Source organism: Hymenobacter rubidus (assembly GCF_016734815.1).
Taxonomy (GTDB): domain Bacteria; phylum Bacteroidota; class Bacteroidia; order Cytophagales; family Hymenobacteraceae; genus Hymenobacter; species Hymenobacter rubidus.
Map to the genome: position 1 here is coordinate 13,299 of NZ_JAERQF010000023.1, position 13,604 is coordinate 26,902.

The window sequence follows — 13,604 nt, forward strand, 5'->3', positions numbered from 1 at the left end:
GTTGCGGCGTGGGGAACCCACCCGCAAATTGTGCGCAAACTTACGCACTGACTAGGAAGGCACCACCGTTTTCGTGCAACTTCTGCTAATGGGCCACTTTGCGGCGCATCAGCACGCGTCCATTGGCGTCCAGCCACTGTGCTGTGTAAAGGCCCGGAGCCAGGGCGACCATCGAAACCGAAGTTTCGCTGCCGACCGTGGGCTGGCGCAGCACTTCGCGCCCCAACGCATCGAGCAGGCACACGCGGGCAGCCGTTTTATCGGGCTGGTGCAGGGTGAGGGTTTCGGTGGCCGGATTGGGGAAAGCCAGAAAACCGGCGGCTTCGGCAACGGCGGCCGTTGCGGTAGGGCGGCAGAACACGGCCATGATTTTCGTCCAGAGCTCGGTGTCAAAAGAAGACGCGGCGAGGCGGCTAGCCCCGGCAGTATTGCCCTGGCGCACCACTACAAGGCCCAGGCTGGGCACCACGTAAATTTTCTGGTCGTTTTTGCCAAGAGCGGCAAACAGGTCGGAGGGAGCCGAGGGAATGAGCGGGCCCGGCAGGGTGAGTTGCGAGCCGGGCAGCTTATAGCTGGGTTGGCCGTTCAGCCACCAGAGGTAGCCGTAGCTGCGGTTTAGGGTTTGGCTGGGCGTGGTCATGCGCCGGAAGTAGGCTGTGTCGGTCATGATTTGGGTGCCGTTCCAGGCGCCCCGCGCCAGAATGAACAAGCCGAAGCGGGCCATGCTGCGGGCTTTGCTGTAGAATACGTCGCTGGCCCACAGGCCCGTCATGCCGATGCGGGCACCCAGGCGCTGGTTGGTGTAGGCGGTAATGTTTGAAACGCCGCTGGCCTGCACCAGCACGTCCTGCAGGGTGCGGTAGGCGCCGGTGTGGTAGGCCCAGCGCGTGGCGGGCGTGGTGAGGTAGAGCAGGCAGGAAGGCGTGGTGCTTTCGTTGTCGCAGGGTGCGGGCGGCGAGTCATCGAGCCCGGTGGTCATGGTGAGCTGGTGGCGCAGCAGAATCTGGCGCTGCTGCGGGCGCGTGGCGCTGGTCCAGCGGCCAATGTAGCGCGAGGTGCTGTCGTTGAGGCTCAGGATGCCATCCTGCTGCGCCAAGCCCACGAGCGTGGCCGTGAGCGACTTGCCCGCCGAGGCCCAGTACCAGGCTGAGTCGGCGGTGTAGGTGCCGTAGTAATGCTCGACCACCATGCGGCCGTCTTTCAGAATAAGCAGCGACTTGCTGCTTTTGCGGCCCGCAAAGGCAATGAGCGAATCCAGTTGCGGCTGGCACCAGCCCAGGCTGGCCGGTGTGGCAGTGGCCCAGGTAGTGCCCGTGAGGGGCGGGAAGTACAGCGAGGAAGTCTGGGCCTGGGCGGTGCTTGTTTCAAGCAGTAGTGCCACCACAAACCCCAACAATAGTAAAGCGTTTTTCATCAGCACAAAGGTCTTAAGTAAGAGAGGTGTTTAGGCTAGACCTGTGGCGGTGCACTGCGGTTTAATGCAACGGGCAAATTGTGCGTTTACTTTTATTTCTTTTCCTGAGTAGCATGAATATTCCTGTTTTGCGGGTGGCGCGCCCGTCCGACAACCTGCCGGCCCTGCTCCGTTTCTATTGCGACGGCCTGGGAATGCATCAACTGGCGTCTTTCACTGCGCACAACGGTTTCGATGGCGTGATGCTGGGCCACCCACAGGCACCCTACCACCTGGAGTTCACGCACCAGCCCGGCCATGCCGTGGGCCGCGCACCCACTGCCGACAACCTGTTGGTTTTCTATCTGCCCGATGCCGCCGAATGGCAACGTGCCGTGCGGCGCATGGAGGCTGCCGGCTTTGCGCCCGTGCCGGCCTACAACCCGTACTGGGACCAGCTGGGCCGCACCTTCGAAGACCCCGACGGCTACCGCGTGGTGCTGCAACAGGCCGCCTGGACGCTGTAGAAACGTTAGGATGCTGTTTGAGTTAGTCGAAAACATTCCAGCCCGTCCTGCTGAGCGCAGTCGAAGCATCTCTACCGCAACAGTAAATGAATGAGTCCCCCGGTATAGATGCTTCGACAAGCTCAGCATGACCGTTTTTGGTTAACTCAAACAGCTTCGTAAGATGCCAGCCTTACAAATGCCTGCTCCGCCGCCTGTTGTTTCGCGCCTGGCGCCCACGCCCAGCGGCCACCTGCACCTCGGCAACGCCGTGAACTTCGTGCTCACCTGGCTGCTCACGCGGCGAGCCGGCGGCGTGCTGCACCTGCGCATCGACGACCTGGACCGCGCCCGCCTGCGTCCGGCCTACCTCGACAATATTTTTCGCGTCATCGACTGGCTGGGTATCGATTACGACCACGGCCCCACCAGCCCCAACGACTTCCTGCGCCATTATTCGCAGCTGTTGCACCTATCTGACTACAACCGTGTGCTGCGCCGACTGGCTTTGCAGCCCGGCTTGGTGCAGGCCAGCACCCGCTCGCGCACCAATGGCACGGAGGCCGCCGTGCCGCTCGAAACGCCGGGAGCGGCGTGGCGGGCGCACGTCCCCGCCGGCACCGAAATCAATTTTCCCGATGCCTGGCAGGGCGAAACCGCCGTGCCGCTCGGCCGGCTGATGCCAGACTTTGTCGTCCGTAAAAAAGATGGGGTCGCGGCCTACCAAGTGGCTTCGATAGTTGATGACTTGCGGCTTGGTAGCACCCTGATTGTGCGCGGGCTGGACTTGCAGCCCAGCACGGCCGCGCAGCTGTGGCTGGCTGGCCAACTGTCGGAAACGGCGGCTTTCAACGCCGAGCGGATTCGGTTTTGCCATCATCCGCTGCTGACCGATGCCGCAGGCCAAAAACTCTCCAAGTCGCAGCAACTGCCGCTGGATGCTGGCGTGCTGGCGCAGCAGCAAGAGCAAGGCAAGCAAGCCGTTTTTCAGTCCGTGGCCGGGTTGCTGAAGCTGCCAAGCGACGCCGGCGAAACCTTGGCCTCGCTCCATCAAGCCTTCCACTCGGCAGACGTTTAGATTTCCAAACTGTTTAGAAAGTCTAATTTGCCTACACGTCTGTCATCCTGAGCGCAGCGAGGGACCTTATCCCGTCAAAATAGGCGTTGTTCTGACGTGATAAGGTCCTTCGCTGCGCTCAGGATGACAACGATTTTGACTTTCTAAACAGCTTCTTCTTTTTCAGCGATTGAAACCTGAAGCAAAATTCGCTACCGTACCTCTTTCTTGAACTGCTCGGCCCAGTGGTCAGCCAACCGGGTGGGCTCCGGCAGCTTGTAGCCGCGCAGGCAGGCCAGCGTCAGGCGCGTGGCGGTGGCTTGGTCGCAGCGGTGGCCGGGGCTCACGAACAGCGGCAGCACCTTGTCTTTGCTCCGAATAACTTCCCCAATTAGCTCGCCGGTTTTGGCATCGAGCAGTTCCGAAATATTGCCGCGCTCGATTCCCGGCTCCTGGAAAACGCCGGTTAGCTTCTGCTTGGCCACCCCGAAGGTAGGCATATCGAGCAGCACGCCCAGGTGCGCGGCAATGCCCATGCGGCGCGGGTGCGCAATGCCCTGGCCATCGACCATGATAACATCGGGTTTGGTTGAGAGCTTGGCGAAGGCGTGAATGACATTGGGCGCTTCGCGGAAGGAGAGGAAGCCGGGCACGTAAGGCATGTCGACGGGGCCGTAGTTGTACACTTTTTCCACCAGCTCCAGCGAAGGAAATTTCAGCACCACGAACACCGACAAAATGGTGTCGGGCGTGGGAAAGGACGAGTCGCAGCCCGCAATGAGGCGCGGTTCCTGCGCCAGCGGCTCGTGGCGCACCCGCAGCCGCATTTCCTGCTGTTGCTGGGTGAGGCTGCGCACAAGAACGGGGTCGGGTGGGGGGCCGGGCGGGCGGTAATAGGCCATGGGGAAGAAGGAAAGTCGAACGAAAGACCCAACAGTAGCATCTTAAGCTAGCCGGGGGCGTACTAAGGGCCATACGTTTCTTCGCTCGCTATGTCTGATTCCTCATCGCACACCCAGGCCGAACAGCCCGCCTCCACCGGCTCCGGGCCGCTGCTGGAGCGCCGCTATTTCATCGATGTGGCCCGGCCGCAGCACCCACCGGCCCAACTCATGGCGCAGGTGCAGGCCGACGTGCCGCATTTCTCGCCCGATGCGCTGGCGAATTTCAAGAAAAAAGAAGGCTCGGACGGCCTCCTGAAGGTGGGCGACGAATTCAGCATCACCATTCTGGGCCCGTGGGATGGCTGCGTGCGCGTGACCGAAGTCAGTGCCACTTCCTTCGAATTTATTACCCTGGAGGGCCACCCCGAAGCCGGGCGTATTCGGTTCGAAGCACATTTGCTGGACGAGCGCCCCGATGTGTTGCGGTTTGAAATCCGCTCCTGGGCCCGTTCCCGCGATGGCCTTGTAGCCTTTGCTTACGACACCCTGGGCGGCGGTAAGCTGCTGCAGGAAGCCACCTGGGTCGAGTTTTGCCAGCGCGTGGCCCAGGCCTGCGGTGGCCAGGCATTGGGCGAGGTGGTGGTCGAAACCTTCCGCCACGACGAATCCGGCCACACCGACCATATCCGCCATGACTAGTCCATCTGCCGCGGCCCCGCGCGCCGCTACGCCGCCCCTCTGGGAGCAGTACCGCGCCCGCCTCGACGCCTACACCAACGCCAAGGTCAACTACGATTTTTCGCGGCAGAGCGAGTACACCAGCGCCACCGGCTGGCGCCTCGACGACTACGCCACCGACCTGCCCGCCGAAACCCCCGGCCCGCCCGAAGCTGCCGACTCCTTCGCCGCCGCCCAGGATGTGCTGCGCCGCTACGCCTTCCCGCCGCCCGACCTCATCACCGGCATTTTTAACCCCGACGGCCCGCTCGAAAACCGCATTATGGTGCTGCGGGCGCAGTTTCTGTTCTTTAAATTCTACTTCGGGGTGCGCGTGAGCGAGGTGACCGACGAGCAGGCTCGCGATACTCCCAACGGCCCCGAGCGGGTGTGGGGCTACGGCTACCGCACCCTCGAAGGCCACTTCGAGCGCGGCCAGATTGACTTCACCATTCACAAAAACCTGAACTCCGGCGCGGTGCAGTTTCGCATCCATGCCGTGTCGCAGCCCGGCCGCATCCGTAACCCGTTTTATTGGGTGGGCTTCAAGCTTTTCGGCCGCCGGCTCCAGCGCAAATTTGCCCGCGAGTCGTTGCGAAGGATGAAGGAATTAGTGGCCGCTAAGCTGGCCGGAAAGCCTTTGCCGAAAACCTTGCCCGCACCGGCCGGTTAACATCCAACGCAGAACGTCATGCTGAGCGCAGCCGAAGCATCTTGCGTGCCATAGTAATTCTCTTATTCAACAATTGAGTTACTCCTGCACGCGAGATGCTTCGGCTGCGCTCAGCATGACGTTCTAATTTTTATTCAACCCCCAATAATCCCCAAGATGCTTCCAACGAAAGCCTACGCCGCCCCCGCCGCTAATGTCCCTTTAGAACCCTTCAATTTCGAGCGCCGCGAAGTTGGCCCGCACGACGTACTGATTGATATTCAATTCTGTGGCGTGTGCCACTCCGACCTGCACCAAATCCGGGACGAGTGGGGCGGCTCCATCTTCCCGATGGTGCCCGGCCACGAAATCGTAGGCCGCATCACGCAGGTGGGCGCCCACGTCAAAAACTTCAAAGTAGGCGACCTGGCCGGTGTGGGCTGCATGGTCGATTCCTGTCGCACCTGTCCCAGCTGCCAGGAAGGCTTGGAGCAATACTGCGAAACCACCGGCATGGTGGGCACCTACAACAGCCGTGAAATAGGCAGCGGCGCGCCCACCTACGGCGGCTATTCCAGCCAGATTGTGGTCGATGAAAAGTACACTCTCAAAGTGTCGGAGAAGCTCGACCTGGCCCGTGTGGCCCCGCTGCTGTGCGCCGGCATCACCACCTACTCGCCGCTGCGGCAGTGGAAAGTGGGCCCCGGCCACCGCGTAGGCGTGATGGGCCTCGGCGGCCTGGGCCACATGGCCGTGAAACTGGCCGTGGCCATGGGCGCCGAAGTAACCGTGCTCAGCACTTCGCCCAATAAGGAAGCTGATGCCAAGGAACTGGGAGCCCACAAGTTTGTGGTAACCAAAGACGATGCCCAGCTGAAGTCGGTGCGCAATTACTTCGACTTCATTATCAACACCGTATCGGCTCAGCTCGACCTGGCTACCTACGTGAACCTGCTGCGCCGCGACGGCACCATGATTCTGCTGGGCGTGCCAACCGAAGCGCCGCACATCCACGCCTTCAACCTCATCAGCAACCGCCGCCGCATCGCCGGCTCGCTCATCGGCGGCATTGCCGAAACCCAGGAAATGCTGGACTTCTGCGCCGAGCACAACATCATGTCCGACATCGAAATCATCGACATGAAGGACATCAACGCCTCGTACGAGCGTATGCTGAAAGGCGACGTGAAATACCGCTTCGTGATTGACTTGGCCACGCTGAACAATTAAGCGCCGCTGATGGCCTGAAAACGTCATGCTGAGCTTGTCGAAGCATCTCTACCGCGCAACTAATTCTATCGATTGGATTACTGCTGCGGTAGAGATGCTTCGACTTCGCTCAGCATGACGTTTTGGTTTTAAAATTAACCAATTGATTTACTGCTTGCTGAACACGTACGGGTCCTGCTCCAACCCATCATTTACCCGAATTTCCAGCGTCTTCACCTGCCCGTTCTCCACGGTGAAGGGGGCCGGGAAAATCCCATACGCCGCGTTGGAAAAGGTGCTGCGGAAGGTGTCGCCATCCATGTAATCCAGGGTGGTGGTGAGGGCGGGGTGGGGCGAAAAGCGCACGAGCAGCTGCTTGCCCTTCGGCTCCACCGTGATGGTGCCGTAGACGGGGTGCGTGTAGGTGCCGGCGTAGTCTTTCAGGTTGCGGGCTGGCTTGTTCTTCCTGGCTACGCGGGCGGCTAGCTCGGCCACGTTTTTGGCGGTTTCGGCGTTGCCGCCTTTCGCAAAGCCGTAGAGCTGGCGGCTGCGGTCTACGTAGGGCACGCCCAGGTAGGCGTCGAGCAGCTGGTAGCGCAGGGCTTCGAAGAAACTTTGGTTGTCCTGGTTGGTGAGCACGGCAATGCCCAGGTTTTCCTCGGGCACGAAGCACACGTTGGTTACGAAGCCGTTGGCGCCGCCGGTGTGCCAGTAAATCTGGCGGGCGTTGTAATCGGCTGAGAACACACCCAGGCCATAGGTGCGGAAGTGCATCGGGAAAATGGGTGACTTGCTGCTGGTCACCAGCGTATTGCCTTCGCGGGTGCGGCGCAGCGTAGCCCAGGGCAGTACGCGCTGGCCATTGTATTTGCCGCTGTCGAGCTGGAAGCGCAGCCAGTGGGCGAGGTCGTTGGTGCAGGAAACCAGGCTGGCGGCCGGCCCGAAATTATCAACCACATCGAACGGCACCGCCGTGAGCGGGCCAAAAGCCGTGGTGTAAGGCTGCGCGATATTAGGGCGCTGGCTGGCGCCGGTCGAATTGGGGTAGGTATTGGTCATGCCCAGCGGGGTAAGCAGGCGCTGTTGCACAAAATCCTGCCAGGTGGTGCCGCCGGTGGCTACCGGAATGATTTCGCCCGCCGCCAAGAAGCCATAGTTGCTGTAGCCGTAGTTCTGCCGGAATGGGTTGCCGGGCTTCAGGTAGCGCACTTTTTGCAGGATTTCGGCCCGGCTCAGGTTGGAATCCCAGAAAGTGAAGTCGCCCTGAAACGTCTTAGTACCGAAATGGTGGCTCATCAGGTCGCGCACCGTGAGCAGCCTCGTGCTGGTGGAATCGTAGAGCCGGAAATCGGGCAGGTACTGCCGCGCCGGGTCGTCGAGCTTCAGCTTTTTCTCCTCCACCAGCTGCGAAATGGCCGTGCCCGTGAAAAGCTTGGAATTGGAAGCAATGAGGAACAGCGTGTTACCGTCCACCGGCTCGGGCTTGCCTACGGCCTTCACGCCGAATCCCTGCGAGGTCACCACTTTGCCGTCCTTCACCACCACCACGGCCAGGCCGGGAATGTTCCACAGCTTGAGGCCGCGCTTCACGTAGCTGGCCAGGCTGTCGCGCACGAAGGCATTGCCGACGGCAGTAGTAACCGCAGCGGGCGCCTGAGCGCGAGTAGCAAGCGAAAAAACCGTGGCCGAAGCCAGCGCAAACAGGAAAAGCGGGGAGCGCATAGAATGAGGGAAAATTTAAAAGAAAGCCGGCCTGCGCACTCGGCATACCTGTGCAAAAGCTGTTTAAAAAATCAGGGTGATACAAAACGGAATGCTGAGCTTGCCGCGTCATCTCTCCCGCAACTGCAAAGCAGGAGGCTGATAAGAGCAGAGCTTCGGCAAGCGCAGCAAGTTGGCTATTTGAACACGCTTATGGGCACGCTTAGCCACCTCAGCAAAAAGCTGCCTGCTGCCTCCAATAGCTTATTCCACTACCAGGCGCTGCCAGCTCTGGCCGGTGGCCATCGGGATGCTAAGCATGTACACGCCGGGCGCCAGGCCGGCCACCGAAATGCCCGCGGCGGCTTGGGCCGGTGGCCAGCGCCGCACCAGCCGGCCCTGCAGGTCGGTGAGAGTGAGGGCGCCGGTGGCCGGGGCAGGAAGGCGCAGCTGCAATTGGTCGTGGGCGGGGTTGGGGAAAGCTTCGGCCAGCGGGGCATCAGCCCCTTGGCGCACGGCCAGCGCTGTGTTCACGAGGCGGGCCAACCCGAAGCGTGGCTGCCCGGCCACGCTGGTGAAATCGCCGCTGAGCAAAATGGCGTTGGTGCTGGGCTGCAGGCTGACCACGGCCCACGCGGGCGAAAACGACTCGTTGCCCACCGTCACGGCCTGAAAGCCCGCATCGAGGCTGCCCGAGGTGCTGAGGCGCACCAGGCGCTCGGTTTGCGACGTGGCGCCTGGGGCCACCACCAGCAGCTTGCCATCGGGCTGCTCGGCCACCGCATTGGCGGCGCTGGCGGCCGTGAAGCCGGGGTCGGGTGCGCCACTGGGGAGCAGGCGCAGCAGGCCGTAAGGCGCGGCCTGGCCATTGAACGTCGTAAAGCTGCCACTAACCAAAATGTTGCCGCTGGCCAAGGCTTGGATGCTGAACAAGGCGTTGGGGCCGCCGCCCGTGCCAATCGAAAACGTGTTGTCGATGGTGCCGTCCGGGTTCAGGCGGTCCACGTAGCTGCGGGTGACGTCGTTCCACACCACCAGGGTCTTGCCATTGGGCAGGCCCACGGCATACCGGAAGCCGGCCGTGTTGCCCACGCCCACGCTGGGCACCTGCCACATGGCGGCGGGTGGGGCAAACTGGGTGTCGAGCGCACCGTTGGCCAGCAGCCGCGCCAGCGTCCTGCGGGGCTGGCCGTTCACCTTATCGGCAGAGCTGACCACCAGCAACCCGCCGCCGGGATGCACGGTAATATTCGCCCCGAGAGCAACCGGTGGATACGGACGGCTCCAGCGAAGCTCGGTCGCGGCAAAGGCTGCATCGAGCGTCCCGTTGGCTAGCACATGGCGCACCACTACCGTGCTGTCGCTATTTTGGTATGTGGCGTAGAACGTACCGTCGGCCTGTGGGAAAACGTTGTAGAAATAGTCGCCGCCATTGGGCCGGGGAAAAGCCGGCGGGAAGGTGATGAGCGAGTTATAGCTGCCGTTGGCGTTGATGCGGTGGTAGCGGGGGTAACTCTGGCCGCCCACCGCCTGGCCGTTAAAGAAGGTAAGCTGTGAAGCACTCAGCACGAGTTGTCCGTTGTTTTGCGGGATTAGCAGGCCATGGCCTACCAGTTCCAGCAATAGGTTGTAGCTCGTGTCGAGGGTTCCGCTGGCCAGTAGGCGCACCAGGCCGCTGCTGCTCTGCCCGCTGAATTCACTGAAAAAGCCGGCGGCCAGGTATTGGCCATTGGTCAGCTCCACCAGGCTCATCAGGGTGGAGGGCGCCCCGCCGGTGGCCGCAAAAGCTGCATCGACGGCTCCGGTCGAACTCAGGCGGGCCAAGCCTTGGCGACTGCTGCCGCCCAGCGCAGAGAATCCACCCGCCACCAGAATGCTGCCATCGGTGCGCAGGTTGAGGCCGAACACGACCCCGTTGGCCGCAACGGTGGCAAACGCTGGGTCCAGGGCCCCGGTGGGCAGCAGGCGCACCACCACGGGCGCGTTGGCCGAGTTCATGAGCGTGGTGCCCCCGAGGACGATTTTGCCGTCGGGCTGCCGCACCATGTCGAACACAAACGTGTAGCTGCTGTTCAGCGCCGACACAAACGACGCGTCGCGGCTGCCAGTAGGCGTGAGGCGAACGATGCCCCGGCTGGCCTGCCCGCCCACCGTTTCGAACTGCCCGGCCGCCAGAATATTGCCATCGGGCTGCACGATAATGCGGCGAACCTGGCCATAGCCGCCCGAGTTGACAAAGCCGCTGCCCGTTGAGAAGCTGGCATCCAGCCGGCCCGTGGGCAGCAGCCGCACCAGCCCGTTGGTGGGCTGCCCGTTGAAGGTGGAATTCAGTTCGCCGCCTACCAGAATTTTGCCATCGGCCTGCACGGCAAGGCCGTAGATGCCCCCGCTCCACCCGGTGCCGCCCGAGCCGAATGAGGCATCGAAGCTGCCGTCGGGGTTGAGCCGCAGGATTTGTTGCGCCGGCGCTCCGCCGTAGCCGGTGAGGTAGTACTCGGCGCCGAGGATGATTTTGCCGTCGGGCTGCAGCGCCATAGCGGTGATGTTGCCGTTGGGGCCGCTCCCGGCCTGGGCCCGGAACGTGAGGTCGGGGCTGCCATCGGCGTTGAGCCGGGCCACGCGCGGCGATGCCTGCCCGTTCATCAGCTGGAAGTTGCCGGTGATGAGCACCTTGCCATCGGGCTGCTTGAGGGTGGTGAAGATGCCGCCGCCGGGCGATGTAAGCACGCTGGGCGCGAAACTAGGGTCGAGGCCCTGCCCTAAAGCAGCCAACCTGGAGCCGAGCAGCAGGACAACACTCACCAGGAAAAGGTAGAAAAAACGCATGTAGGGGAAAAAGTGGAGGGGATAAAAAGGGAAAAGCTGGTTAGAATAATCAATGAGTCATTCAGAACGTGTGGGCCCGTCCTGCTGAGCTTGTCGAAGCAGCTTTACCACTCCGTCAGGCTCCCTTCTTCTTTTCGGAGAGGGGCCGGTGGTGAGGCGCCCCATGAGCGGCAACGAAGCGGTAAAGCTGCTTCGACAAGCTCAGCAGGACCGGTTGCTTTGTGCATTTCGTTCGCCCGGCGCTACACTGCCCGCCGCATGGGCACCGTTGCCTCGTCGGCGTACACCACGTGCTCGTCGCGAAAAGGTTCTTCACCCCGGAATTTCTGGAGGATGCGGGCCGTGGTGATGATGTCCTTCTGGCAGTACTTGGCAATGCGGGCCAGGTCGTTTTCCTCCCAATACACCCGCGCCACGTCGGCCCCGGTGATGTCGTCTTTGGGCGTGGGAATGCCGAAGATGGCGGCCAGCAGGTTGAGCGAGGTGTATGATTTGTGGTCGCCGAATTTCCACAGCTCCATGGTGTCGTGGTGGGGCACTTCCCAGGGCTTTTTGCCGGCCAGGTCGAGCTGGGCCGGTAGCTTCAGGCCGTTGATGAGCAGGCGCCGGCCGAGGTAGGGAAAGTCGAATTCCTTGCCGTTGTGGGCACAGAGCACGAAGTGAGGCCGCTGCGCGAGCAGGCCCGCAAAGTCGCGCAGGAGCTGCTTCTCGTCGTGGTCGGCAAAGCTTTTCACGCGGAAGCGGGTAATTTCTTCCTGTTTGTCGTGCACGAAATACCCCACCGACACGCACACCACCTTGCCGAATTCGGCGTAAATGCCGGCCTGCTCAAACAGCGTGGCGGCGCTTAAGTGGTCGGGGAGGGGCTCCGAGGCTTGGGGCCGGCCGGTGTAGCCCTGCTGGCGGCGCAGGCTCTCGCTTTTGTGGTCCCACAGCAGGCGCAGCATCTCGTCGAGGCTGTCGTGGCAATCCACGCAGGGCACGGTTTCAATGTCGATGACGAACAGCTGGTCGAGCGGGGTGCGGTGGAGGTGCTGCATGGCAGAAGAAGCAAAAGCAATTCAGGTACCCGAAGATACACGGCCCAGCACCACAATGGAAGGGGGCCACACGGATAACAATTGCCGCGCAAAAGCGGATTAACCGAAAGCGGGCAGTGCGGGTTGGCTGCTCTGGGCTTCTCACCGTATGTTCGTCGCTATGTTGTTCACCTTCGGTCCGCGTAGCTCCTTGCTGTTGTCCTTTGTGGTGCCGGGCGCGGTGGCCACGCTGTGGCTGCTGGGCCGGGCCTGGCGGCGCGGCAGTGCTTCCGATGCCCTGCTGGCCTTGCTGCTGCTGGTGCCCACCCTCAGCGTGAGCCAGTGGATGCTGGGCTACGCGGGGTGGTTCGATAGCCACGACCGTCATTCCACGGTGATGTTCTACGTGCCCTGGCGGGCCAATATGCTGCTGGGCGGGGCCTACTACCTGTATTTCCGCAGCCTCACCAACCAGGATTTCCGCTGGCGCCCGGCCTTCAAGCACCTGCTGCCGGGCCTGCTGGAATGGGGGGCTTTCGCCGCCGTCGCGGCCTACGACCTGCTCTGGTACCGGGGCGTGCTGGGCCGGTCCCTGCCCGATTTTTATGGCACCAAGGGCAGCGCCGCCACTGCTTTCGATGAGTTGGCGCTGCCGGGTGCCCTGCTGGGCTCAGCATTGCTGCTGGTGTATGGCCTGCGCGTGCTGGCCGACTACCGCCGCTACGCTCGCTACCTCAACGACAACTTTTCGGACCCCGAGCGGCTGCGCTTTGCGGGCCTGCGACAGCTGCTGGTCCTGCAAGCCCTGGTGCTGCTGCTGAGCTTGGTGTTCACGGCGCTTAACCAGGTGTACGACTTCAGCTACGATGCGGCCTGGTACTTTTTTGCCCTGCGCGGCGTGCTGATTTACGGGCTGATTGTGGTGGGCATTCAGGCCAACTACGCGGCCGCCACCAGCTCGCTGCGCTTCGAAACGGTGCCGTCCGAGGCGCCGGCCATCGCCGAGGTGCTACCACAAGCAGCTACGCCTGCGCCGTTGATTGCCGAAGCGCGGGCGGTCGTGACCGTCGAAACCGCGACTGTGGCCGAACCGGCCGCCGAAGCCAGTCCGCCCGTCGAACTGGCCCCGGAGCTGCATCCCTGGCGCGACAAGCTTCTGCGCCTCATGGCCGACGAGCAGCCCTGGCTGGAGCCCGAGCTCACCCTCACCGAGCTGGCGCACCGCCTGCGCACCAACTCGGCGCTGCTGTCCAAAGTCATTAACGCGGGCTGCGGACAGAACTTTAATGACTTCGTGAACACCTACCGCGTGGCCGAGGCCCGCCGCAAGCTGGCCGACCCGCGCTTCGGGCACTACTCGCTGGTGGGAGTGGCGCTGGAAAGCGGATTCAACTCAAAATCAACGTTTAACCGCGTGTTCAAGAAACTGCTGGGCCAGGCCCCCAGCGAGGTGATGCGGCCTAAATCATAAGTTGGGACGGGCCAGATTATGGCTTGAAGCGCCGGCCGGGGAGTGGGACAGGACCTTTGACGCAGTCTTCACCCAATCTCATTTCGGCCATGAAAAAATGCGTGGTACTCCCTCGGCTGGCAAGCGCCTCCATCGTCGCATCGGGCCCGCTGGCACCAGCCTTCGGGCG

11 protein-coding genes are annotated in these 13,604 nt (G+C 62.3%); 6 read left to right on the forward strand and 5 right to left on the reverse strand.

What is annotated here, in order from left to right:
- Positions 1-85: 85 nt before the first annotated feature.
- Positions 86-1,414, reverse strand: a complete 1,329-nt coding sequence (locus JKL48_RS15210; protein ID WP_201983978.1) for a serine hydrolase — start codon at positions 1,412-1,414, stop codon at positions 86-88.
- 113 nt (positions 1,415-1,527) lie between these two features.
- Here JKL48_RS15210 and JKL48_RS15215 point away from each other — a divergent pair, with 113 nt between their 5' ends.
- Both JKL48_RS15215 and JKL48_RS15220 read left to right on the forward strand, forming a co-directional pair.
- Positions 1,528-1,920 (forward strand): VOC family protein, encoded by a 393-nt coding sequence (locus JKL48_RS15215; RefSeq protein WP_201983979.1) that lies wholly within the window; start codon positions 1,528-1,530, stop codon positions 1,918-1,920.
- 178 nt (positions 1,921-2,098) lie between these two features.
- Positions 2,099-2,977, forward strand: a complete 879-nt coding sequence (locus JKL48_RS15220) for a glutamate--tRNA ligase family protein (RefSeq protein ID WP_201983980.1) — start codon at positions 2,099-2,101, stop codon at positions 2,975-2,977.
- A 191-nt stretch (positions 2,978-3,168) separates the two neighbouring features.
- Here JKL48_RS15220 and nfi read toward each other — a convergent pair whose 3' ends face one another.
- On the reverse strand, positions 3,169-3,858 hold the full coding sequence (gene nfi / locus JKL48_RS15225; RefSeq protein WP_201983981.1) for a deoxyribonuclease V: 690 nt from the start codon (positions 3,856-3,858) through the stop codon (positions 3,169-3,171).
- Positions 3,859-3,948: 90 nt separating this feature from the next.
- On the opposite strand from nfi, the gene JKL48_RS15230 reads away from it, so the two are divergent.
- From JKL48_RS15230 to JKL48_RS15240, 3 genes are all read left to right on the forward strand, one after another.
- Positions 3,949-4,539: a DUF1990 family protein gene (locus tag JKL48_RS15230; protein WP_201983982.1), complete on the forward strand. Its 591-nt coding sequence runs from the start codon at positions 3,949-3,951 to the stop codon at positions 4,537-4,539.
- The gene (locus JKL48_RS15235) at positions 4,532-5,230 is read left to right on the forward strand and encodes a DUF1990 domain-containing protein (protein WP_201983984.1); all 699 of its coding nucleotides are present in this window, start codon (positions 4,532-4,534) and stop codon (positions 5,228-5,230) included. The genes JKL48_RS15230 and JKL48_RS15235 overlap by 8 nt, the downstream gene beginning before the upstream one ends.
- A gap of 156 nt (positions 5,231-5,386) precedes the next feature.
- Positions 5,387-6,439, forward strand: a complete 1,053-nt coding sequence (locus JKL48_RS15240) for an NAD(P)-dependent alcohol dehydrogenase (protein WP_201983986.1) — start codon at positions 5,387-5,389, stop codon at positions 6,437-6,439.
- Positions 6,440-6,586: 147 nt separating this feature from the next.
- On the opposite strand, the gene JKL48_RS15245 is transcribed toward JKL48_RS15240, so the two are convergent.
- The 3 genes from JKL48_RS15245 to JKL48_RS15255 form a co-directional block, all read right to left on the reverse strand.
- A complete protein-coding gene (locus JKL48_RS15245) occupies positions 6,587-8,140 on the reverse strand; it encodes a serine hydrolase (RefSeq protein WP_201983988.1) in 1,554 nt (517 codons plus the stop codon).
- A gap of 243 nt (positions 8,141-8,383) precedes the next feature.
- Positions 8,384-10,945: a T9SS type A sorting domain-containing protein gene (locus JKL48_RS15250; RefSeq protein WP_201983991.1), complete on the reverse strand. Its 2,562-nt coding sequence runs from the start codon at positions 10,943-10,945 to the stop codon at positions 8,384-8,386.
- A 242-nt stretch (positions 10,946-11,187) separates the two neighbouring features.
- Entirely contained in the window at positions 11,188-11,985 is a 798-nt protein-coding gene (locus JKL48_RS15255; protein WP_201983992.1) for a 3'-5' exonuclease, read from the reverse strand.
- 160 nt (positions 11,986-12,145) lie between these two features.
- Here JKL48_RS15255 and JKL48_RS15260 point away from each other — a divergent pair, with 160 nt between their 5' ends.
- Entirely contained in the window at positions 12,146-13,435 is a 1,290-nt protein-coding gene (locus tag JKL48_RS15260; RefSeq protein WP_201983993.1) for a helix-turn-helix domain-containing protein, read from the forward strand.
- Positions 13,436-13,604: the final 169 nt, after the last annotated feature.

What these genes read in the sequence shown, in the direction of transcription:
- JKL48_RS15255 (WP_201983992.1), bottom strand. Translation starts at nt 11,985, where the DNA reads ATGCAGCACCTCCACCGCACCCCGCTCGACCAGCTGTTCGTCATCGAC.
- JKL48_RS15220 (WP_201983980.1), top strand. Translation starts at nt 2,099, where the DNA reads ATGCCTGCTCCGCCGCCTGTTGTTTCGCGCCTGGCGCCCACGCCCAGC.
- nfi (WP_201983981.1), bottom strand. Translation starts at nt 3,858, where the DNA reads ATGGCCTATTACCGCCCGCCCGGCCCCCCACCCGACCCCGTTCTTGTG.
- JKL48_RS15215 (WP_201983979.1), top strand. Translation starts at nt 1,528, where the DNA reads ATGAATATTCCTGTTTTGCGGGTGGCGCGCCCGTCCGACAACCTGCCG.
- JKL48_RS15245 (WP_201983988.1), bottom strand. Translation starts at nt 8,140, where the DNA reads ATGCGCTCCCCGCTTTTCCTGTTTGCGCTGGCTTCGGCCACGGTTTTT.
- JKL48_RS15235 (WP_201983984.1), top strand. Translation starts at nt 4,532, where the DNA reads ATGACTAGTCCATCTGCCGCGGCCCCGCGCGCCGCTACGCCGCCCCTC.
- JKL48_RS15210 (WP_201983978.1), bottom strand. Translation starts at nt 1,414, where the DNA reads ATGAAAAACGCTTTACTATTGTTGGGGTTTGTGGTGGCACTACTGCTT.
- JKL48_RS15230 (WP_201983982.1), top strand. Translation starts at nt 3,949, where the DNA reads ATGTCTGATTCCTCATCGCACACCCAGGCCGAACAGCCCGCCTCCACC.
- JKL48_RS15240 (WP_201983986.1), top strand. Translation starts at nt 5,387, where the DNA reads ATGCTTCCAACGAAAGCCTACGCCGCCCCCGCCGCTAATGTCCCTTTA.
- JKL48_RS15260 (WP_201983993.1), top strand. Translation starts at nt 12,146, where the DNA reads ATGTTGTTCACCTTCGGTCCGCGTAGCTCCTTGCTGTTGTCCTTTGTG.
- JKL48_RS15250 (WP_201983991.1), bottom strand. Translation starts at nt 10,945, where the DNA reads ATGCGTTTTTTCTACCTTTTCCTGGTGAGTGTTGTCCTGCTGCTCGGC.